Source organism: Acidobacteriota bacterium (assembly GCA_026393755.1).
Lineage (GTDB): Bacteria > Acidobacteriota > Vicinamibacteria > Vicinamibacterales > JAKQTR01 > JBAXOX01.
In genome coordinates this window covers 34,757-53,173 of record JAPKZO010000016.1, presented here as the reverse complement: position 1 = coordinate 53,173, position 18,417 = coordinate 34,757, and the positions used below count along the sequence as shown (strand labels likewise).

Genomic DNA, 18,417 nt, shown 5'->3' with positions numbered 1-18,417 from the left:
CAGCCCACGATTGACGATTGTGCCGATGACCGCTGACGAACTGCTGCACGACCTCCGCGACTTCCGCTGGCACGACACAGTGACCGCCGAGACAATCACCTCGGCAGCGCTGGCCGACGGCGGCCGTGTCGAGGTGCCGACGTTCATCAACGAGTTCTGGACGTCCCGCCAACGCGCCGCGCACAGCCTGCACGAGATCTCGTACCGCGCGTGCTTCAAGCCGCAACTGCCGCGCTTCTTCATCGATCGGCTCACCACACCCGGTGCGGTCGTCTACGATCCGTTCACCGGACGCGGCACCACGCCGCTCGAAGCGGCGCTGGCCGGGCGTGTGCCGGTCGCGTGCGACATCAATCCGCTGACCGCGGTCCTGCTGGCCCCGCGTCTGGCGCCGCCGGACCTGCCCGATGTTCAACGGCGGCTGGCAGACATTGACTTCCATCAGCGTACCGATCTTCCGGACGATCTTCTCGTGTTCTATCACCACGACACGCTGCAGGAGATCTGCGCGTTGCGGGAGTACCTGTTGGCCCGCGAGCGCAATCACACGCTCGACGACGTGGATCGGTGGATCCGGATGGTGGCGGTGAACCGGCTGACCGGACACTCGCCCGGGTTCTTCTCGGTCTATCCGCTCCCCCCCAACCAGGCGACCTGGGTGCAGGCGCGGCGCAAGATCAACGCGGCCCGCTCACGGGTGCCGCCCCGCCGTGACGTGCCGGCGTTGATCCTGCGAAAGACGAAGGCCCTGCTGAAAGACTGCGACGCCGAGACGCGCGCGACGTTGGGCAGCACACGCACCACCAGACATCTGGTTACCGGGGCCGCGCACTCCACGCCAGACATTGCGTCGGCCTCGGTCGACCTGGTCGTCACATCGCCGCCCTTCCTGAACGTGGTCAACTACAAGATGGACAACTGGCTGCGATGCTGGTTCTGTGGCATCGACCCGGAGGCCGTCCTCCTTACCAACGGAGCCGGCCTCTCCGAGTGGCAGCGTCAGATGACGCTCGTGTTCCGGGAACTGCATCGGCTGCTGAAGGTCGGCGGATGGGTGGCCTTCGAGGTGGGAGAAGTCCGGGGTGGCTCCATCAAGCTCGAAGAGAACGTCGTGCCGGCCGGAATTGAGGCCGGCCTCGACCCGGCGTGCGTCTTGATCAACGCTCAGCAGTTCACGAAAACCGCCAACATCTGGGGAGTCAACAACAACACGATCGGGACCAATACCAACCGGATCGTGGTCTTCACGAAGCGGTAGGCCCGGCGTCGTTCACGGCGATCACGCGAAATGTCCTTCTAACGGTCCCGCGAGCGTCGCGGATCGATTTCTGCCGTTCCCGGCGCTGCCGGGTCTGTTACACTCGCGCTCGCATCATGCGCATCCCGAACACGCCGATCCGCTTCCCGGCGGGAGAACGACTGTGACGACGACACCCAGGGCGCCCGCGCGCGAGATCTTCGGCTGGGCCATGTTCGACTTCGCCAATTCCAGCTATACCACCGTCATCGTGACCGTCGTCTTCAGCGTGATCTTTCCGCGTCTGGTCGTCGGCGACGGCCCCGACTTCAAACTGGGCAACCTGCTGTGGAGTGTGGCGCTGTCGGTGAGTTACGGGCTGGTGGTGCTGACCGCCCCTGTGTTGGGCGCGATCATGGACTTTCGCGCCGCGAAGAAGCGGTTTCTGTTCTACAGCTACGCCCTGACCGTGGTGGCCACGGCGTTCCTCTACTTCGTCAGCCCCGGGCACATCGTGCTCGCCATGGTGCTCGTGATCGTGTCGAACTACGGCTTCGCCGTCGGTGAGTCGTTCACGTCGAGCTTCCTGCCCGACCTCGGCCCGACCGAAGAACTCGGCAAGATTTCAGGATATGCGTGGGGTCTTGGGTACGTCGGCGGGATCGCGTGCACGGCCCTCGTGCTCGGCGTCGTGGGCGATCAAACCCTCGAGAACTTCGATCGAGTGAGGCTGGTGGGGCCCATCACCGCCGTCTTCTTCCTCGCGGCGGCCATCCCCACGTTCATGTTCCTGCGCGAGCGAGGCACCGCCAAGGTGCTGCCGCCGGGCGAGACGCTGCTCGGCATGGGCTTCCGGCGGCTGGTCGAGACGGCCCGCGCGCTTGGCGGGTTCCGAGACCTGCTCGTCTTCTTCGTCGCTTTCTTCTTCGCGATGGCCGGGCTCTCGATCGTGATCGCGTTCGCGTTCATCTACGGCGACCAGGTGATTCACTGGAGTCCGCGGAGCCAGATGCTGATGTTCGTCATCACGAATCTGACCGCCAGTGTCGGCGCCGTCGGGTTCGGGTTTCTGCAGAAGCGCTGGGGCAACCTGCGGACGTTCAACCTGACGCTCGGCATCTGGGTGGCGGCCATTCTGGGCATCTGGGGTACGCCCCAAATCTCCGCCTGGTTGAACGGCGCGCTCGGCACCGCGTGGCGGGTTGAACACGTGTTTCTGTTCATGGGCGCGATGGCGGGCCTGTGCCTGGGCGCGACACAGTCGGCCAGCCGCACCGTGGTGGCGGTATTCAGCCCGGAATCGAAGGCGGCCGAGTTCTTCGGGTTCTGGGGATTGTTCGGGAAGCTCGCGGCAATCTTCGGTCTGCTGTCGCTCGGGGTGCTGCAGGTGAGGCTGGGGCTGCGCTCCGCGATCCTGCTCTGCTCGCTCTTCTTCCTGGTCGCCCTGTTCCTGACGCTGCTCGTGCGCGAACAGCGGGGCCGCGCCGCCGCCGCCGCGTACGTCGCGAAATAGCGTTCCTTCCGTTCTGCGGTAGGGCCGCCACCGCCCTCAACGTCCGCCCGTCACTGGTCTCTGCGGTTGCCGAATTGCAGCGAGATCCCGAAATCCTCGGCGCGCAACAACTGCATCACGGTCTGCAGTTCGTCCTTCGAGGGAGACGAGATACGCACCTGGTCGGCCTGGATAGCGGCCTGCACCTTCTTCAGCTTGCGGTCCTTCAGGAACTTGACGATGGCCTTGGCCGTGTCGCTGGGAATGCCCTGCTGTAGCGTCACGACGCGCCGCACGGTGTCGTTGCCTCCGCGCTCGATCTCTCCGAGCGTGAGGTTCTTGACCGGCACGCTGCGCTTGACCATCCGGCCCTGCACGATTTCCCACAGCGCCTCCATCTTGAACTCGTCATCGGCGACCAGCGTGATGGTGTTGTCAGCGCGGCTGAACTCGATCGCCGCCTTCGAGCCCTTGAAGTCATAACGCTGAACCACTTCCTTGCGGGCCTGATTGAGCGCGTTGTCCACTTCCTGCAAATCGACAGTGGACGTTACGTCGAACGAACACGTGCCAGCCATGGTTGGTGCCTCATTTTCCCGTTGTCAACATGATCTCGGCCACGCCCTCGCGGTTCATCAACCCGGAGAGCACGAGCGTTCCGACTGGCAGCGCCCGACCGGTCTGCGTGCGGAAGGCGTCAAGCACCGCCGGCGCCTCGTCGAGGCTCGTCACGTAGACGACCGAGTCAATCACGTTCGACCACTGAGCCTTGCCGAGCGCCATCGTCCGGCCGAGCCGCGCCAGGATCTCGCGGCTCTGCGCCCCGGCGTCTGTCGTTCTGCCCGGGATGATGCCGAGCGTGCCAGACGTGAACAGGCGCCCGCCCGCGGCGATTGCGCCGCTCAAACTCGGGTTGGGTGCGCCAGGCGTGCCGTCCGCGTTCGGTGTCGTGTAGGCCACCCGCGCGCCACCCTTGACGGCGACAAAGGTGACTTCAACGAGGTAGTCAGGGCTCATCAGCCCGGTGACAACCGTCGCCCGCGCCGGGGGATCCTTGGCCCACGCCGACCGGTACGTCTCGTTCATCCCGGCGAAGTTCGCGACATCGGTCAGAAAGACCCTCGCACTCACGACGTCGCTGAAATCGAAACCCGCTTCCGCGAGGATGGCCTTGGCGCTGTCCATCACCGTCCGGGTCTGCACGGCGATGTCGCCCTTGACGGTCGTATTGTCGGCGCCGCGCCGCGCAACCAGGCCCGCCAGAAACAGCGTGTCTCCGCTCTTGACGGCGTAGCTGTACGGGCTGGGCGACGTGAGCCACTGTCGCGGATGAATCGTCTGCCGGGACGTCCCTGGCGCGGCAGCGACGGCGGCGACCTGGATCAGCGCGCCGGGGTGCGGCAGGCCGGCAATGACGGTCGTGCGCGACGGCGGATCCTTCGGCCAGTACTTCGCCCACACCTGGTTCATCGCCGCGAAATCCTCGGCGCGCTTCAGGTAGACCGACAGCGTGACGACGCGGTCGAGACTGGTTCCTGCTCGAATGAGGCGAGCCGATAGCTCGTCCAGCACGCGCGTCGTCTGGCTGCCGATGTCCTCGGTCACCGATGGCGGGGCGCCGGCGGTGCCCGGCAGAATGCCGGAGACGTAGACGAATCCTCCGTGAGTGGACGTCGGAGAGAACGCCGGCATCAAGGGGATCGCCGCCTTCTGACTCGGCCGGACCTTGCCTGCGACAGCGCGATCCGGTCTGATGAACTGGGCGGCCACTCCGATGACCACCAGGACCAGCACGATGCGCCATCCTGCTGAGTGTGACATCTCGCGCTCCAAATCTGGTTCTCGCCCGGCAAACACAGACACGAGTCCGCGACGCTCACCGGGGCCCTCGCAGTGTATCTTACCCTTCGACCGGAGCTCTGGCGTTCCGGCGGCAGTGTCCTCCGAAGCCGCGACCGGGACACCAGCGTTGATCCGCCGTCCTCCACTAGAATGAACTCAGGGTCAAGAGCAGATGAAGAAGCCGTCGCATCCCCGTATTGTCCGCCGACCTTCCCGTCTCCACGGCTGGGGCGTGTTCGCGCTCGACACCATCCCCAAGAACACGCGCATCATCGATTATGCCGGAGAGAAGATCACGACGCGGGAGAGCCGCGTTCGGGAAGTGGCGCATCAGGCCCGCGGCCGCATCTGGCTGTTCGCCATCAACCGCCGGTGGGTGCGGGACGCCGAAGTGCGCGGCAGTGTCGCGCGGTACATCAACCATGACTGCGCGCCGAACTGCTATTCGCGGATCGTCGGCGACACGATCTGGATCTGCGCGGCGCGGACGATCAAGCCTGGCGAGGAATTGTCGTATCGGTACTACACTGGCGGCACGGCGGGCATCGCGTGCCAGTGCCGGCGCGGCTGCAAGACCAGGCTCTGACGGCAGTACGACAACTGATCTCGGATTTCCGGCCGGGCCTGCCTGCGCGTTATGATGTCTGGAGTCTGAATCTCGCGCCGCACGTCGGAAAGTAGCTTGCCAATGTCGACTCCCGGGAAAACTGCAACCTCCAACCAGACGCCCGACCATCCCGCCTTCGTGGTTCCCAGGGTGTGGCTGACGGCGTTGACCATTCTCGTCATCGTGCCGTGGCTCGTCGCTGGCACCCTGTATCTGTGGCGTCCGGGCGAAACGGCGACCCCTGCTGCGGGCCTCGCGGAACTACCTTCCAAGACGACCCGGGCCTCCGATCCCTGGGGCACGCTCCTCATCACCCCGATCGTGATCTCGCCGCCGATCGAATTGATCGCGGACGACTGGGCCCGGTTGCCCGACGCCGGAAAGTACTGGTTCTTTCCCGGGACGGGGCTGGACGTTGCTGGAGCCTTCCTGTCGTCGACTGGTCTGACGCAGGCCCAGGTATCCCGGCTGCTCTCGACCGCCCGTTCAGAACCGAGTATCAGCGGCGTCGTGATGACCCCGGATGCGGATTTGCTGCGGGGCCTGGCACCCGAGGTCCGCGCCAGACTCTACGTGCAACTTGGGAAGAGCCAACTCAACGCCGATCAGTTGCACGCGTTCCGGTTTGCCAGCGGGTCGAGCGACGACTGGCTGCGTTCGTCACTGATATCCCCGGCCACGCGGCGCCTCGTCGAACCGCTGATCTACCGGTACGGCCAGCACATGTACTTCGCAGATGCCGCGCTCGTCAGGTCGACGATCACGGACGTCCAGGAACGGCGGCGGCTCGTCAAGACGCTGTTGCGGCAGTCGACCGTGAGGGTCAGATTGTCGATTCAAAACAACTCGGACCTCGGCCGGTTGGATGCCTACTGGGGCCGCGGCGGACGGCGCACCGACATCCGGCCGATTCTCGAGTCGATCGTCGGCGAGGGGGTCGACCACTCGCTCGACATCGTGCACCTGCTCCCGGTCTTTGCGCGCGAGCGCCTCTATCGGTACCCGGAGGTCACCGCGCAGGATCTCGACCGCCCACTGCTCGCCAACTGTCTGTGGACGGCGCTGAACTTCTTCAATCAGATCCCGGACGATCGGTATCTCGATGTCGGCTTTGCCGTCGAGCACATGAAGCGGGACTACTTCGTCGTCGAGAACAACTTCGAACTGGGCGACATCGTGGCGCTGCTGGACGAGAGAGGCAACCTCATCCATACGGCCACGTACATCGCCGACGGCTTGGTCTTCACGAAGAACGGCACGTCACGGGTCGCGCCGTGGGTGATTCTCCCGATCGACATGCTTGTGGACTACTACCGTCCGCATTCGGAGAAGCCGGGGCTGATCTATCACCGCCGGAAGGATCTCTAGCGGCGCCTCTTCTTGGACCGCGGGCCTGTTACGTGCGCGGGGCGGGAACGCCTGCCTCCCGTGCGACCATTCGAATGACGGCTGTCCACGCTCCGTTCGCAACGAGGTAAAGCAGCGAGAGTTTCGTCACCGCGAATGCCGGTTCGCAGCAGCGTGACAAACAGCGTGAGCGCGAGAGATGCGCCCAGTCCATAGCAGACAAATCAGGCCGGCCGCCAGTCACCCAGCCGCCCCGTCGATCATGCGCGCGACCGCTCGCTCGACAACCACGTTGATGGATGCGAGCCCCGCCCCGGATCGGCGATGAGCGGCTCGTCGAGGAACGCGATCAGAGGGGCGAGGACGCGGAACGCCGAGAGCACGGTCCGGTAGAACCGTGGAGATGTCGCGAACGCGGCAGGCGCTTCACATCCCGCCAGGAACTGCCGGAACTTCAAGTACTCGGCGGCCGGATGGTCCTTTGGAAAGCCCAGCGGCACGCGCTTCAGCTGTTCGCCGCCCAGTTCGCCAAAGACGCGGCGGAAGGCCGGCGATTCGACAATCGATCGCAGGCGCCGATGATGGGCCGCGATGTGTTCGCGCACCAGGTGCAGCTGCGACGTCGACGGCAGGTACATGCCGCCTCCGTACCACACATGCTGCGCCGCAACCTCCAAATATAAACCCGCACCCTCGTGCTTGGGCAGCAGCCGGTGGGGAAACACGGCGGCGACATGCGTCTTGAGCGGCGTCTTGTCTGCGCTGAACCGCGTGTCCCGGTAGATCCGGTACATGGATGCACGCGGTGTCGCCACCATGTCCGGTGCAAAGTCGCGGAAATCGACCGCGAACCTCTCGATCAACGCGGCCATCGGCGCTCGCACCACTTCCTCATAGCGATCCTTCCGCTCGTGAAACCACTCGCGGCGGTTGTTGCGCGCGAGGGCCCGGAGAAACGCGAGCGTCTGCGGGGTGAAACCAGTGGCCGATCCGGCCGCGGGGCGTGCGGGGCGTGCCTTCAAGCGATCCAGTGGCATAAGAGGAATCTCCGTGAGGCCTGCTTCGAAGTGTACAGCGGCTGCCAGAGAATGCCAATCCAGTGGCGCAGGTGGCAGCGCGCCCCCGCTTGGGGGTAGGCTGGGGGTGAGGGCCCCATGCTCATACGACCGAAGTCGGACATTCGATCGTCCGAGATTACCGACGAAGGTGTCTACCTGCGTCGTCGGGAGTTCATCCTGGCGTCTGCTGTTCCCGCGCTGGCTGCCGCCGCGGGGTTTTCGCGCTTTGCCACCCTCGATGCCGCGCAGGACCAGATTCCCAACGTCCGCAAGAGCGCCTACACGGTCAGCGAGGAATGGAACACGTACGGCGACATCACGTCGTACAACAACTTCTATGAGTTCGGCACCGACAAGGCCGACCCGGCGGGAAACGCAAAGAACTTCAGGGTCAATCCCTGGACGGTCAAGATCGACGGTCTGGTGAACAAACCGGCCGACTACCAGCTGGAGGACCTGCTCAAGCCCCACACGCTCGAGGAGCGCGTCTATCGTCTCCGGTGCGTGGAAGCCTGGTCGATGGTGATTCCGTGGGTTGGTTTCCCGCTGGGAGATCTGCTCAGACGCGTCGAGCCCGCCCCACAGGCGAAGTTCGTAGAGTTCACGACCTTGGCCGACAGGAATCAGATGCCGGGTCTGCGCTCGGCGATCCTGAACTGGCCGTACGTCGAAGGCCTGCGGCTCGACGAAGCCATGCATCCGCTGACCATCCTCGCCGTCGGGCTCTACGGGCGGATGCTGCCAAACCAGGACGGCGCGCCAATCCGGCTCGTGGTGCCGTGGAAGTACGGCTTCAAGAGCATCAAGTCGATTGTGCGCATCAGGCTCGTCGACAGGCAGCCGACCACGGCGTGGTCCGCGTACGCGCCGCAGGAATACGGGTTCTACTCCAACGTGAATCCAGAGGTCGACCATCCGCGCTGGAGCCAGGGAAGCGAGCGGCGCATTGGCGAGTTCTTCAAGCGCAAGACGCTCATCTTCAACGGCTACGGCGACCAGGTGGCCGGACTGTATACGGGGATGGATCTGCGGAAGAATTATTAGTGATCCGTGCAGCCAAGTTCCTCGTCTTCGTCGCCGCGCTCGGTCCCGTCGCCTATCTCGGCTGGGGGGCGTGGGCCCACGCACTCGGCGCGAATCCCATCGAGACCATCACGCGGGAAACCGGCGTCTGGACGCTCCGGTTCCTGCTGCTGGCGCTCGCGGCGACGCCGCTGCGGCGATGGACGGGCTGGAACGATGCAATCAGGTTCCGGCGAATGCTCGGGCTGTTCGCCTTCTTCTACGGCTCGCTCCACCTGATGACTTATCTCTGGCTGGATCAGTTCTTCGACGGCGCCGCGATCATCAAGGACATCTACAAGCGGCCGTTCATTACGGCCGGCGTAACGGCCTACACGCTGATGCTGCCCCTTGCTGTGACGTCAACGGCCGGCATGATTCGCCGCCTGGGCGGGAAGCGGTGGAGGCGCCTTCACCGCCTCGCCTACGGCTCGGCGGCCATCGGTGTCGTGCACTACTGGTGGCTCGTGAAAGCCGACATCCGCCCGCCCCGCAATTACGCGATCATCCTTGGCGTCCTGCTCGCGTCGCGCGTCTGGTCTGGGATTAGTTCTTCGCGGTCCTCGAGCGGAACCACGCGATGACTGCCGGCATCAGCGACAGCGCGATCACGATCGCGACGACGATGTGGATATTCTTGTCGATGTTGGGAATGACGCTGCCGAGTACGTACCCGGTGAGCGTCATGGTCGTAATCCATACGATGGCGCCAACCACGTTAAACGAGGCAAAGCGGCGGTAGGTCATGTTCGCCGCACCCGCGACCACCGGGGCGAACGTCCGCACGATCGGGACGAACTGCGCGAGGATGATGGTCTTGCCGCCGTGCCGTTCGTAGAACTCGTGCGTGCGTATCAGGTGCTGGCGGCGGAAGAACAACGAATCGGGCCGGCTGTACAGCGCCTGCCCGGCACGCTTGCCGATGTAGTACCCGGTGGCATTGCCGCAGACGGCCGCAAGAATGAGTGCCGGGATCAGCGTATAAATGTTCAATAACCCGCTCGAGGCGACGACACCCGCTGTGACCAGCAGGGAATCACCCGGCAGGAAGAAGCCGACCATCAGGCCAGTCTCCGAGAAGATCACGAACATCAGCCCGACGAGCCCGCCGACCTCGATGAGCTTCGGGACGTTATAGACGAAACGGAAGAAATCCTGAATCAAGTCGAGCACGCGAACCCTTTCTGGAGACGGTTTCAAAACCTGCGTGGGCGGCCCTCTCTGCGGCCGCGGGAACGGGTTTCGAACCCGGTTTCCGCCTCTTGTGGCCGTGGGCAACCGAGCCAGTATACAGCCCTCTGGTATGCTGAAGGCCGCGCCATGGTCACTCTGCCCGCTGCCACGCCCGCTCGTCGAACCTGGGGAGCCCCTGACATGCGTGACGCACGCGCACTCGCGGCGCAGCTGCGCGCGACGATCAAGGGCGACGTCCACTTCGATCCCCCGAGCCGGGCGCTCTATGCCACCGACGCATCCAACTATCGACAGGTGCCGATCGGCGCAATCATGCCGCGCGACGTCGACGACATCGTCTCCGCCGTCGCGGTCTGCCGCAGTGCGGGCGCTCCGATTCTGTCGCGCGGTGCGGGCACCAGTCTCGCTGGCCAATGCTGCAACGTGGCCGTCGTCTTCGACATGTCCCGGTACCTCGACCGGATCCTGTCGGTGGATCCGGCGCTCCGGCAGGCGCGCATTCAGCCTGGCGTCGTGCTGGATCGGCTGCGCGAGCAGGCCGAGACACACCACCTGACGTTTGCCCCCGATCCCGCAACACATCGGTGGTGCACGGTCGGCGGGATGATCGGCAACAACTCGTGCGGGCCCCATTCGGTGATGGCCGGCAAGACGGATGACAACGTCGACGAACTGGATGTGGTGACGTACGACGGCCTGCGGCTGAAGGTCGGGGCCACCTCGAACGACGAGATCGAGCGCATCATCGGCCAGGGCGGAAGACGGGGCGAGATCTACAGCGGGCTTCGCGCCTTGCGCGACAGGTACGGCGATCTGGTCAGGGCCCGGTTTCCGCGAATCCCACGCCGCGTGTCCGGCTATAACCTCGACTACCTGCTGCCCGAGAACGGGTTTCATGTTGCGCGGGCGCTGGTCGGAACCGAGGGGACGTGCGTCACGATTCTCGAAGCGACGGTTCGTCTGGTGCCGAGTCCGCCGGCGCGGGCGCTGCTGCTGCTTGGATTCGAGGACGTGTGTCGCGCGGCCGACGCCGTTCCGTTTGTCACCCGCTACGGCCCGATCGGTCTCGAAGGGATCGATGCGCTGCTGGTCGAGCACACGCGGAAGAAGAAGCTGAACACCAAGGGGCTGGCGCTGCTGCCGCCAGGCGGCGGGTGGCTGTACGCCGAGTTTGGCGGTGAGACCGCCGCCGAAGCGGAGGCGAAGGCCGAGGCGTTGATGGAGGGATTCGGCTCCCGTCCAGATGCCCCGGCGATGCGGCTGTTCCGCGATGCGCTGGAGAGTCAGCATGCGTGGAGCGTCAGGGAGTCGGCGCTCGGTGCGACCTCCTTCGTACCCGGCGAGGGTCATAACTGGGAGGGGTGGGAAGACGCCGCGGTGCCGCCGGAGCGGCTTGGCGACTACCTGCGGGACTTCCGAAAGCTCATGGCGGCGTTTGGCCTGCATGGCGCGCTGTATGGGCATTTCGGACAGGGCTGCGTGCATACGCGGATCAACTTCGACCTCAAGTCGACTGAGGGCATCGCTGCGTACCGCCGATTTGTCGAACAAGCCGCCGACCTGGTGGTCGGCTACGGCGGATCGCTCTCGGGTGAGCACGGCGACGGGCAGTCCCGGGCAGAACTGCTGCCGCGGATGTTCGGGGAGGAACTGGTTCAAGCCTTTCGCGAGTTCAAGGCGATCTGGGATCCGGACAATTGCATGAACCCGGGCAAGGTCGTCAACCCTTACCGCCTCGACGAGAACCTGCGGATGCCGCAATACCGCCCGCCGCAGGTGGCGAGCCGATTCGCGTATCCGATCGAAGGCAGCTTTAGCGAAGCGGCCGTGCGCTGTGTCGGCGTGGGGAAGTGCCGCAAGACCGACATCGGGTCCATGTGCCCCTCGTACATGGTGACGCGGGATGAGCAGCACTCGACGCGCGGCCGGGCGCATCTGTTGTTCGAGATGCTCCAGGGCGACGTCGTCAAGGACGGCTTCCACAGCGAGGCGGTGCGCGAGGCGCTGGACCTCTGCCTGTCATGTAAGAGCTGCAAGAGCGAATGTCCGGTGGGCGTCGACATGGCCGCCTACAAGGCGGAGTTTCTCTCGCACTACTACGAGGGACGGCGGCGGCCGCTGCGCGCCTTTGCATTCGGGTACATTCATCGGTGGGCCGCGATGGCGGAGTATCTGCCGTGGCTGGCCAACCTCTTCACGCAGGTGCCGCCGTTCAGCACGATGGTGAAATGGGCGCTTGATGTCGCGCCAGAGCGGCGCCTGCCGGCGTTTGCCGCGCGCAGTTTCAGGCGTTCGTTTTCGCCGGCCTCGGGCCGGGGCGACTCGCGTCCGCGAGTGCTGCTGTGGGCTGATACGTCCAACAACTACTTCCATCCCGAAGTGGCCAGGGCGGCCGCCGACGTACTCGAGGCGGTCGGCTACCGCGTGGACATTCCACGAAAGCGTCTCTGTTGCGGCCGTCCGCTCTACGATCACGGCCTGCTCGACGCAGCCCGCCGTCAACTGGCCGATATTCTCGAGAGCCTGCGCGCCGACATCGACGCCGGCGTCCCCATCGTCGGACTCGAGCCAAGCTGCGTGTCTGTGTTCAGGGACGAGCTGTTGCGCTTTTTCCCCGACGACGCGCTCGCCCGGAAGCTGAGCGAGCAGACGTTCTTTCTCACGGAATTCCTGGAGAAGGAAGGCAAGACCGTGCCTGCGACGCTCTCGGGCCGAGCCGTTGTGCAGGCGCACTGCCACCACAAGGCGTCGCTCCGGATAGACGACGAAATCGCCGTGCTGAAGAAGCTGGGGCTCGACTTCACGCTGCTCGATGCGGGCTGCTGCGGCATGGCCGGCGCGTTTGGGTTCGAGCGCAGTCACTACGACGTCTCGATCCAGGCAGGGGAACGGGGGCTGCTGCCCGCGGTGCGCGCCGCCTCGGACGACACGTACATCGTATCGAACGGGTTCAGCTGTCGCGAGCAGGTGACGCAGGCGACCGGTCGCCGCGTATGGCACATTGCCGAGTTGCTGCGTAAGGGCTTGGGGCGATAGCAGCGACTCCGGGTTCCACACCATCGTCGCGCCACGCCGCCACGTGACCGGATGCCCTGGATCGGATGCTTGACAAATGATAGTACGTCAGACACTCTGGACAGCATGGTTACAAACACCCGCACGTTCTTGCGCGACTTTGCGACCTTCAAAGCGAAGGCCCGCAAAGGCGAGGCGGTTCGCGTGCGAGATAGAGAAGGGGAGTTCCTGTTCACCGCCGGTGCGGCCCGGAAGTCCCTGCTCGGCGCAGCCAAAGGCAAGATTGTCTTCCACGACGATCTGTCCAAGCCGACGCTTCCCGGCCACGGCTGGAAACCATCGCTCTGATGGCCCGCCTCAAGTACCTGCTCGATACGCACGCGTTTTTGTGGGCGGCCACCGACGATGACCGGTTGGGCACCAAGGCGGCCCGGGCCATCAGCACCACCCCGTACGAGCAGTTGGCCATTGCCGATGTCACGTTGCAGGAGATCGGGCTGCTGCGACACTTGCGGCGGATCTCGTTCGACGGATCACCGGCGACCGTCCTCGGCAACCTGCTCAACTACGTCACCGTGCTCCCGATCACGCTGGACATCGCCATAGTGGCACCGGCGCTGGAGCTGCCCCATGGCGACCAGTTCGACCGGATCATCACGGCGACCGCAAAGGTCCATCGATTGCCGCTCGTGACCAAGGACGCCAACATCACCGATTCGTCCATCGTTGTCACAGTCTGGTAGCGGCCGATTGACGCGCCTGTGCAGGCACGCTGTTTCAAGCGGCTCTGGTCAACATCCTCAATCCCAACCCGCACCTCGGTTGGGCTCTCGTACCGAGGCGATGGGTGTGTCTGGCGGAGTAGCCGGGCGCGATGCGGGTTCCGGCTGGGCGCCGACATGGCTGGCCACGTGGGCGCCGAGCGTGTTTCCCGCCTCGAGCGACGCATCGACGTTCCCGCTCGACAGGTACTCCACCAGATAGGCGGCGTCGAACGCGTCGCCTGCACCGGTCGTATCGACGACCACCGCGGGGGCGGCTGCGGCGCGCCATGTGTCGGTGGAGGTAGACGCCGACGCGCCATCGGCTCCCTGTTTCACGACAACGACACGGGCGGTCGCGCTCAGACGCGACAGATCGGCGCCAGCGCAGAGCGCTCGAGCCTCCTCCCGGTTGGCCAGCAGCAGGTCGAGCGATCCGAGTTCGGCCAGCAGCCGCTGCGGTCCATAGCCGTCAATCAGCGTGAATGACGAGGGATCGAATGCGGTGGGGATACCTCGTCTGCGCGCCTCAGCGAGGAGCGGCCTCAGGAATTCCGTGGTCCGTGACGTAAAGATCCCGTAGCCGTTGAAGAACACGCAGTCCGTGTGATCGAGCAGCGTCGGCGGAAGATCAGCGGGCGAGAACGACATCGGGTTCGAATGGTCGGTGACGAATCCGTGCTCGCCTTTCGGATCGATCACAATCCCGATGCGCATCGTCGGCTTGCCTGGGACGACCGGGATCTCGGTCGAGAGGCCCTCCGCGCGCAGATGCCTGAGCATCAGCTCGCCCAGGGTGTCATCGCCAACCTTGCCGACCAGCGTGACGTCGGCGCCGAGCCGCCGCGCCCAGACCGCGACATTCGCGGCGGCGCCCCCCGGCAGCAATTCGACGCGGCCGAACACGTCCGATCCCCAGACGAGCTCGCGCTCGGGGCGAACAAGGATGTCCCACGCGATATCGCCGATGACGAGCAGACGCACCGGGTGGGTGAGCATCGCGCTGCCGACGACCCCGCGCGCTACGCGACCAGCCGCGCGGTCAACTTGATCGTGACCGCCGCCAGAGCCTTTGACACGGGACAGCCGGCTTTGGCCTGTTCGGCATGCCGCTGGAACGTGGCCTCGTCACATCCGGGCACCCGCGCGTCGGTTGTCAGTTCGATGAGCGTAATCGCCGGGCCATCACCCAGGTGCACGCTCGCCGATGTCCGGATTTCCGCCGGAGGGAAGCCGCTTTTCGACAGGATGGCCGAGAGGAACATGGAGTAGCAGCCCGCGTGGGCCGCACCGATCAGCTCCTCTGGATTCGTGCCCGCCCCGGTGGCGAATCGGGACGCCCACGTGAAGGGGCCTTCGTAGGCGCCTTTCCCGAGCTTCATCGTGCCAGCGCCATCGGTGAGATTGCCCTTCCAGACCGCCGTCGAATTGCTGATCGTCATGGTGTCAGTTACCTCCGGGGAGCAGGAATCCATCGAGACGTCCAGCATACCATCACGCTTCCTGCTTCTCTCGCGCAGTTCCCGCCCAGCGGGACGACGGCTCCTCCGCGTCCCCGCCCTTCTTCTTCTCTTGGTTCGAGGGGCCGCTTCGCGAAGCGCCGCGCCACCTCTCAACCGCATCACCCCGGCCATTCTCGCGTGTGCTATGCTGCCGCACCCGAGCAGGTGCTTCAGTCGTTTCGGATGGAGGAGTGGATGACTACTCAGAGACAGATTCCGCGCAAGACGTCAGCTTGGATCGTGCTCGCCGCGACCGCCCTGGCTGGCGCAGTCACGATGTCTGGACAGGCGCCGCCCGATCGGTGCCTCGTGCCGCCGGTCATCCGCGATGCCATCCTCAACGAGTACTCGGGAGAGCAGGCGCTGTTGCACGTGCAGATGCTCTCGGCGAACCGCCATCGCACGCCCGAAGAATATGCGGGCCCGTACTTCGAGTCCGATTACATCAGCCGTGAGGCGACCCGGTTCGGCCTGTCCGACGTTCAGGTTGAGTACTTTCCGGCCGGTGACGAGTGGGATGCCGAGGAAGCCGACCTGTGGCTCGTGCAGCCGGTGCTCAAGAAGATGGCGAGCATCAACCAGGTGCCCACGGCGCTGGCCAAGGGCAGTCTGAGCGGAGACGTCGAGGCCGAAGTCGTGTATGTCGGTGCGGGCCGTGAGGCGGACTACACCGGCAAGGACGTCGCGGGCAAGATCGTCTTCGGGGACACTGGCGTCAGGCAGGTGTTCGACGTCGCGGTGACGCAGAAGAGCGCGGCTGGCGCGCTCGGCACGGGCAGCGCCGGCGTGAGCGCCAACTCCGCCGGTTACACGCTCGACCAGTTGGGGTGGACATCGATCACGCCGAGGACGGACAAGGGGGGATTCGGCTGGGTGCTGTCGCTGCGGCAGGTCATGGAACTGCAGTCCTACATTGAGCGCGGGCAGCGAGTCGTCGTGCGATCGCACGTGAAGACGAAGCGGTACCCCTCGAAGATGAACGTCGTGTCGGCCTCGATTCCAGGCGCCGATCCCAAGGGGGGCGATCTGATGATTGTCGCCCATGCCTTCGAGACCATCGCCACGCCCGGCGCCAACGACAACTGTTCCGGTGTGGGCACGACGCTGGAGATCGCGCGGACGCTTGCGCGGCTGATTCGCGACCGTGTGCTGCCGAGGCCGAAACGAACGATCCACTTCCTCTGGGTCCCCGAGATCTCGGGCACCAGGGCGTACATGTTCAAGCACCCGGAGTTGGCCGACACGCTCATCGCGGCGATGAACTACGACATGCCGGGGTCGGATCTGAAGAAGACGGATACCTACCTGCGCATGAAGATGACGCCGGATTCAGTGCCGTCGTATCTGAATGACCTCATCGCCAACCTGCTGCAGTTCGTCGATCAGACCGAGATCCGCACACAGACCGGCAACAACGGGCCGTTCAACTACCGGCTCGTGCCGTTTATTGCCGCCAGCGACCATGCGGTGTTTCTGGGCGCCGGCATTCCCGCGATGCAGTTCAATCACTGGCCCGACAACTTCTATCATTCGAGCGCGGACACGGTCGGGATGACCGATCCGACCGAAACCAAGCGCATCGGATTTGTGGGGGCGGCGTCGTTCTATTACCTGGCCATGGCCGGGGTGCCGGAGGCCAAGGCGCTGGCGTGGGAATCGGCGGCGTACGGTGAGAAGTGGATCTCGGAGGTGGCGAGGCAGAGTATTCGCCTGATGACAGGGGACGGGGCGAAGTTGCCCGACCAGTACGCCGCCGCGGCCAACAAGGTGACGTGGGCGGCGAACCGCAGCAAGGGCGGCGTGGAATCGACGATGACGCTCGGCGCTGACGCCGGCCTTCAGAGCGTCGTGAAGACGCTCGTGGCAGGGCTTGACACGGCGCGCGCGCTGCAAGCCACCAAGCTGGAAGCGGTGTTCAGAACGCAGGCGGCGGCCTTCGGGATCAAGCCGGTGATGCCGACACCCGGTCCCAGGGCGCTCGAACTCTCGACGCTCATTCCGAAGAAGAAGTTCAGGCCGTTCTCCGAAGACATCCGCAAGTTGACGGATCGGCCGGCCGGCGGGCGGGGCGGACGCGGAGAGGCGGCTGGTGGCGGTCGGACGGGCGAGCGCGCCGCCGGACTGCCGTCGCTCGCGCAGTCGGAGGTGTCGGGTTTCATCGACGGCACGCGCAGCATCCTCGACATCTACAACGCCGTGCGCGCTGAGTACGGCCAGGTGACCACCAGCAACAACGACTTCAAGTTTGCATGGGCCGTGTCGCCTCAGTATCCGGACATCGATCTGGAGTTGGTGGCGGCGGCCGTGAAGACGCTCGAAACGAGCGGACAGGTTGAGATCGTAAAGGCGCCGCCCGTCGTGACAAGAAAGAAGTAACGGGCTACCGGCGGACGGCGCGCGAGGCCTGGAAGTAGCGCGAGGGCAGTGGATGATCGATCCGGGTTGACGCAAACGTCGATGCCGCGAGCAATCGGTCCAGATCGATGCCGGTGTCGATTCCGAGTCCGTTGAGCATGTAGACCAGGTCCTCGGTGGCCAGATTGCCCGACGCGCCGGGAGCGTAGGGACAGCCGCCCAGGCCACCGCACGAGGCGTAGTAGGTCGTCACATCCGCCTGGAGACCGGCGAGGACGTTGGCGAGCGCGGTGCCCCGCGTGTCATGGAAATGCAGCGCGATCGTCGAGAGCGAGGCGTGCTTCGCCACCGCGTCGAGCACCTGCCAGACCTGCCCGGGATGGGCGACGCCAATCGTGTCACTGATGGCGACCTCGGAGACGCCGAGTGCGAACAGGTCCCTGGCCAGTTCACCCACGCGTTCCGGGGACACCTCCCCTTCGTAGGGACAGCCGAAGCACGTGGACAGGTAGCCGCGGACGCTGACACCTGCCTGGTTGGCCCGCCCGCACACGGCCGCGATCGTGACGAACGACTCCTCAATCGACTGGTTGATATTGCGGCGGCTGAACGTTTCTGACGAAGCCGCCAGGACGGCAATGTCGCGCGAGCCGGCGGCCAGCGCCCGCTCGAGCCCTCGCAGGTTCGGGACGAGCACGGGATAGCGCGTGCCGGGCCGGCGCTCGATCAGCGCCATGACCCCGGCCGTGTCAGCCATCTGGGGCACCCATTTCAAGCTGACAAAGGCCCCGGCCTCGATGACGGGAACCCCCGCCTCGCTGAGCAGATTGACGAGGGTGACCTTCTGCGCCGTCGTTGTTCGCGCGCGCTCGTTCTGCAGACCGTCTCGGGGCGCGACGTCGACGACGGTGACCTGTGCGGGCAGTCTCATGTGATATCCGCCAA

17 protein-coding genes are annotated in these 18,417 nt (G+C 65.1%); 10 read left to right on the top strand and 7 right to left on the bottom strand.

Annotated elements, in window-relative coordinates; genetic code table 11:
• Nucleotides 1–25 precede the first annotated feature (25 nt).
• Entirely contained in the window at nucleotides 26–1,258 is a 1,233-nt protein-coding gene (locus tag NTV05_05620) for a DNA methyltransferase (protein MCX6543875.1), read from the top strand.
• 163 nt (nucleotides 1,259–1,421) lie between these two features.
• Nucleotides 1,422–2,750 carry an MFS transporter gene (locus NTV05_05615; protein ID MCX6543874.1) on the top strand — a complete coding sequence of 443 codons (1,329 nt, stop codon included), beginning with the start codon at nucleotides 1,422–1,424 and terminating at the stop codon, nucleotides 2,748–2,750.
• A gap of 50 nt (nucleotides 2,751–2,800) precedes the next feature.
• Here the strand turns inward: NTV05_05615 and NTV05_05610 are convergent, their stop codons facing one another.
• On the bottom strand, nucleotides 2,801–3,307 hold the full coding sequence (locus NTV05_05610; GenBank protein MCX6543873.1) for a YajQ family cyclic di-GMP-binding protein: 507 nt from the start codon (nucleotides 3,305–3,307) through the stop codon (nucleotides 2,801–2,803).
• A 10-nt stretch (nucleotides 3,308–3,317) separates the two neighbouring features.
• The gene (locus NTV05_05605) at nucleotides 3,318–4,550 is read right to left on the bottom strand and encodes a RidA family protein (GenBank protein MCX6543872.1); all 1,233 of its coding nucleotides are present in this window, start codon (nucleotides 4,548–4,550) and stop codon (nucleotides 3,318–3,320) included.
• A 193-nt stretch (nucleotides 4,551–4,743) separates the two neighbouring features.
• Here NTV05_05605 and NTV05_05600 point away from each other — a divergent pair, with 193 nt between their 5' ends.
• Together NTV05_05600 and NTV05_05595 are read left to right on the top strand one after the other, a co-directional pair.
• A complete protein-coding gene (locus tag NTV05_05600) occupies nucleotides 4,744–5,157 on the top strand; it encodes an SET domain-containing protein-lysine N-methyltransferase (protein ID MCX6543871.1) in 414 nt (137 codons plus the stop codon).
• 102 nt (nucleotides 5,158–5,259) lie between these two features.
• Complete coding sequence (locus NTV05_05595) at nucleotides 5,260–6,546, top strand: hypothetical protein (GenBank protein MCX6543870.1); 1,287 nt, start codon at nucleotides 5,260–5,262, stop codon at nucleotides 6,544–6,546.
• A gap of 239 nt (nucleotides 6,547–6,785) precedes the next feature.
• Here the strand turns inward: NTV05_05595 and NTV05_05590 are convergent, their stop codons facing one another.
• Nucleotides 6,786–7,562 carry a DUF2461 domain-containing protein gene (locus NTV05_05590; protein MCX6543869.1) on the bottom strand — a complete coding sequence of 259 codons (777 nt, stop codon included), beginning with the start codon at nucleotides 7,560–7,562 and terminating at the stop codon, nucleotides 6,786–6,788.
• Between the two features lie 117 nt (nucleotides 7,563–7,679).
• Here NTV05_05590 and msrP point away from each other — a divergent pair, with 117 nt between their 5' ends.
• Nucleotides 7,680–8,627 carry a protein-methionine-sulfoxide reductase catalytic subunit MsrP gene (msrP, locus tag NTV05_05585; GenBank protein MCX6543868.1) on the top strand — a complete coding sequence of 316 codons (948 nt, stop codon included), beginning with the start codon at nucleotides 7,680–7,682 and terminating at the stop codon, nucleotides 8,625–8,627.
• The gene (locus NTV05_05580) at nucleotides 8,627–9,229 is read left to right on the top strand and encodes a sulfoxide reductase heme-binding subunit YedZ (GenBank protein ID MCX6543867.1); all 603 of its coding nucleotides are present in this window, start codon (nucleotides 8,627–8,629) and stop codon (nucleotides 9,227–9,229) included. The genes msrP and NTV05_05580 overlap by 1 nt, the downstream gene beginning before the upstream one ends.
• Here the strand turns inward: NTV05_05580 and NTV05_05575 are convergent.
• Nucleotides 9,192–9,818 carry a VTT domain-containing protein gene (locus NTV05_05575; GenBank protein MCX6543866.1) on the bottom strand — a complete coding sequence of 209 codons (627 nt, stop codon included), beginning with the start codon at nucleotides 9,816–9,818 and terminating at the stop codon, nucleotides 9,192–9,194. The genes NTV05_05580 and NTV05_05575 overlap by 38 nt on opposite strands.
• 201 nt (nucleotides 9,819–10,019) lie before the next feature.
• Between NTV05_05575 and NTV05_05570 the strand changes: the two genes are divergently transcribed.
• The 3 genes from NTV05_05570 (at nucleotide 10,020) to NTV05_05560 (ending at nucleotide 13,597) form a co-directional block, all read left to right on the top strand.
• Nucleotides 10,020–12,875 (top strand): FAD-binding and (Fe-S)-binding domain-containing protein, encoded by a 2,856-nt coding sequence (locus NTV05_05570; protein ID MCX6543865.1) that lies wholly within the window; start codon nucleotides 10,020–10,022, stop codon nucleotides 12,873–12,875.
• A 105-nt stretch (nucleotides 12,876–12,980) separates the two neighbouring features.
• Complete coding sequence (locus NTV05_05565) at nucleotides 12,981–13,202, top strand: hypothetical protein (protein ID MCX6543864.1); 222 nt, start codon at nucleotides 12,981–12,983, stop codon at nucleotides 13,200–13,202.
• Nucleotides 13,202–13,597, top strand: a complete 396-nt coding sequence (locus NTV05_05560) for a type II toxin-antitoxin system VapC family toxin (protein ID MCX6543863.1) — start codon at nucleotides 13,202–13,204, stop codon at nucleotides 13,595–13,597. The genes NTV05_05565 and NTV05_05560 overlap by 1 nt, the downstream gene beginning before the upstream one ends.
• A gap of 57 nt (nucleotides 13,598–13,654) precedes the next feature.
• Here NTV05_05560 and NTV05_05555 read toward each other — a convergent pair whose 3' ends face one another.
• Complete coding sequence (locus tag NTV05_05555) at nucleotides 13,655–14,614, bottom strand: sugar kinase (protein ID MCX6543862.1); 960 nt, start codon at nucleotides 14,612–14,614, stop codon at nucleotides 13,655–13,657.
• A 23-nt stretch (nucleotides 14,615–14,637) separates the two neighbouring features.
• Nucleotides 14,638–15,057, bottom strand: a complete 420-nt coding sequence (locus tag NTV05_05550) for an OsmC family protein (protein ID MCX6543861.1) — start codon at nucleotides 15,055–15,057, stop codon at nucleotides 14,638–14,640.
• 255 nt (nucleotides 15,058–15,312) lie between these two features.
• On the opposite strand from NTV05_05550, the gene NTV05_05545 reads away from it, so the two are divergent.
• Complete coding sequence (locus tag NTV05_05545; protein MCX6543860.1) at nucleotides 15,313–17,493, top strand: M28 family peptidase; 2,181 nt, start codon at nucleotides 15,313–15,315, stop codon at nucleotides 17,491–17,493.
• Between the two features lie 4 nt (nucleotides 17,494–17,497).
• Here NTV05_05545 and NTV05_05540 read toward each other — a convergent pair whose 3' ends face one another.
• Nucleotides 17,498–18,403, bottom strand: coding sequence for a hydroxymethylglutaryl-CoA lyase (locus tag NTV05_05540; GenBank protein ID MCX6543859.1), 906 nt, complete (start codon nucleotides 18,401–18,403; stop codon nucleotides 17,498–17,500).
• Nucleotides 18,404–18,417: the final 14 nt, after the last annotated feature.

Bases quoted from the DNA above. Each gene is read 5' to 3' on its own strand.
- NTV05_05605 (MCX6543872.1), bottom strand. From the start codon at position 4,550: ATGTCACACTCAGCAGGATGGCGCATCGTGCTGGTCCTGGTGGTCATC.
- NTV05_05610 (MCX6543873.1), bottom strand. From the start codon at position 3,307: ATGGCTGGCACGTGTTCGTTCGACGTAACGTCCACTGTCGATTTGCAG.
- NTV05_05545 (MCX6543860.1), top strand. From the start codon at position 15,313: ATGACTACTCAGAGACAGATTCCGCGCAAGACGTCAGCTTGGATCGTG.
- NTV05_05540 (MCX6543859.1), bottom strand. From the start codon at position 18,403: ATGAGACTGCCCGCACAGGTCACCGTCGTCGACGTCGCGCCCCGAGAC.
- NTV05_05560 (MCX6543863.1), top strand. From the start codon at position 13,202: ATGGCCCGCCTCAAGTACCTGCTCGATACGCACGCGTTTTTGTGGGCG.
- NTV05_05600 (MCX6543871.1), top strand. From the start codon at position 4,744: ATGAAGAAGCCGTCGCATCCCCGTATTGTCCGCCGACCTTCCCGTCTC.
- NTV05_05555 (MCX6543862.1), bottom strand. From the start codon at position 14,614: ATGCTCACCCACCCGGTGCGTCTGCTCGTCATCGGCGATATCGCGTGG.
- msrP (MCX6543868.1), top strand. From the start codon at position 7,680: ATGCTCATACGACCGAAGTCGGACATTCGATCGTCCGAGATTACCGAC.
- NTV05_05550 (MCX6543861.1), bottom strand. From the start codon at position 15,057: ATGACGATCAGCAATTCGACGGCGGTCTGGAAGGGCAATCTCACCGAT.
- NTV05_05570 (MCX6543865.1), top strand. From the start codon at position 10,020: ATGCGTGACGCACGCGCACTCGCGGCGCAGCTGCGCGCGACGATCAAG.
- NTV05_05620 (MCX6543875.1), top strand. From the start codon at position 26: ATGACCGCTGACGAACTGCTGCACGACCTCCGCGACTTCCGCTGGCAC.
- NTV05_05565 (MCX6543864.1), top strand. From the start codon at position 12,981: ATGGTTACAAACACCCGCACGTTCTTGCGCGACTTTGCGACCTTCAAA.
- NTV05_05595 (MCX6543870.1), top strand. From the start codon at position 5,260: ATGTCGACTCCCGGGAAAACTGCAACCTCCAACCAGACGCCCGACCAT.
- NTV05_05590 (MCX6543869.1), bottom strand. From the start codon at position 7,562: ATGCCACTGGATCGCTTGAAGGCACGCCCCGCACGCCCCGCGGCCGGA.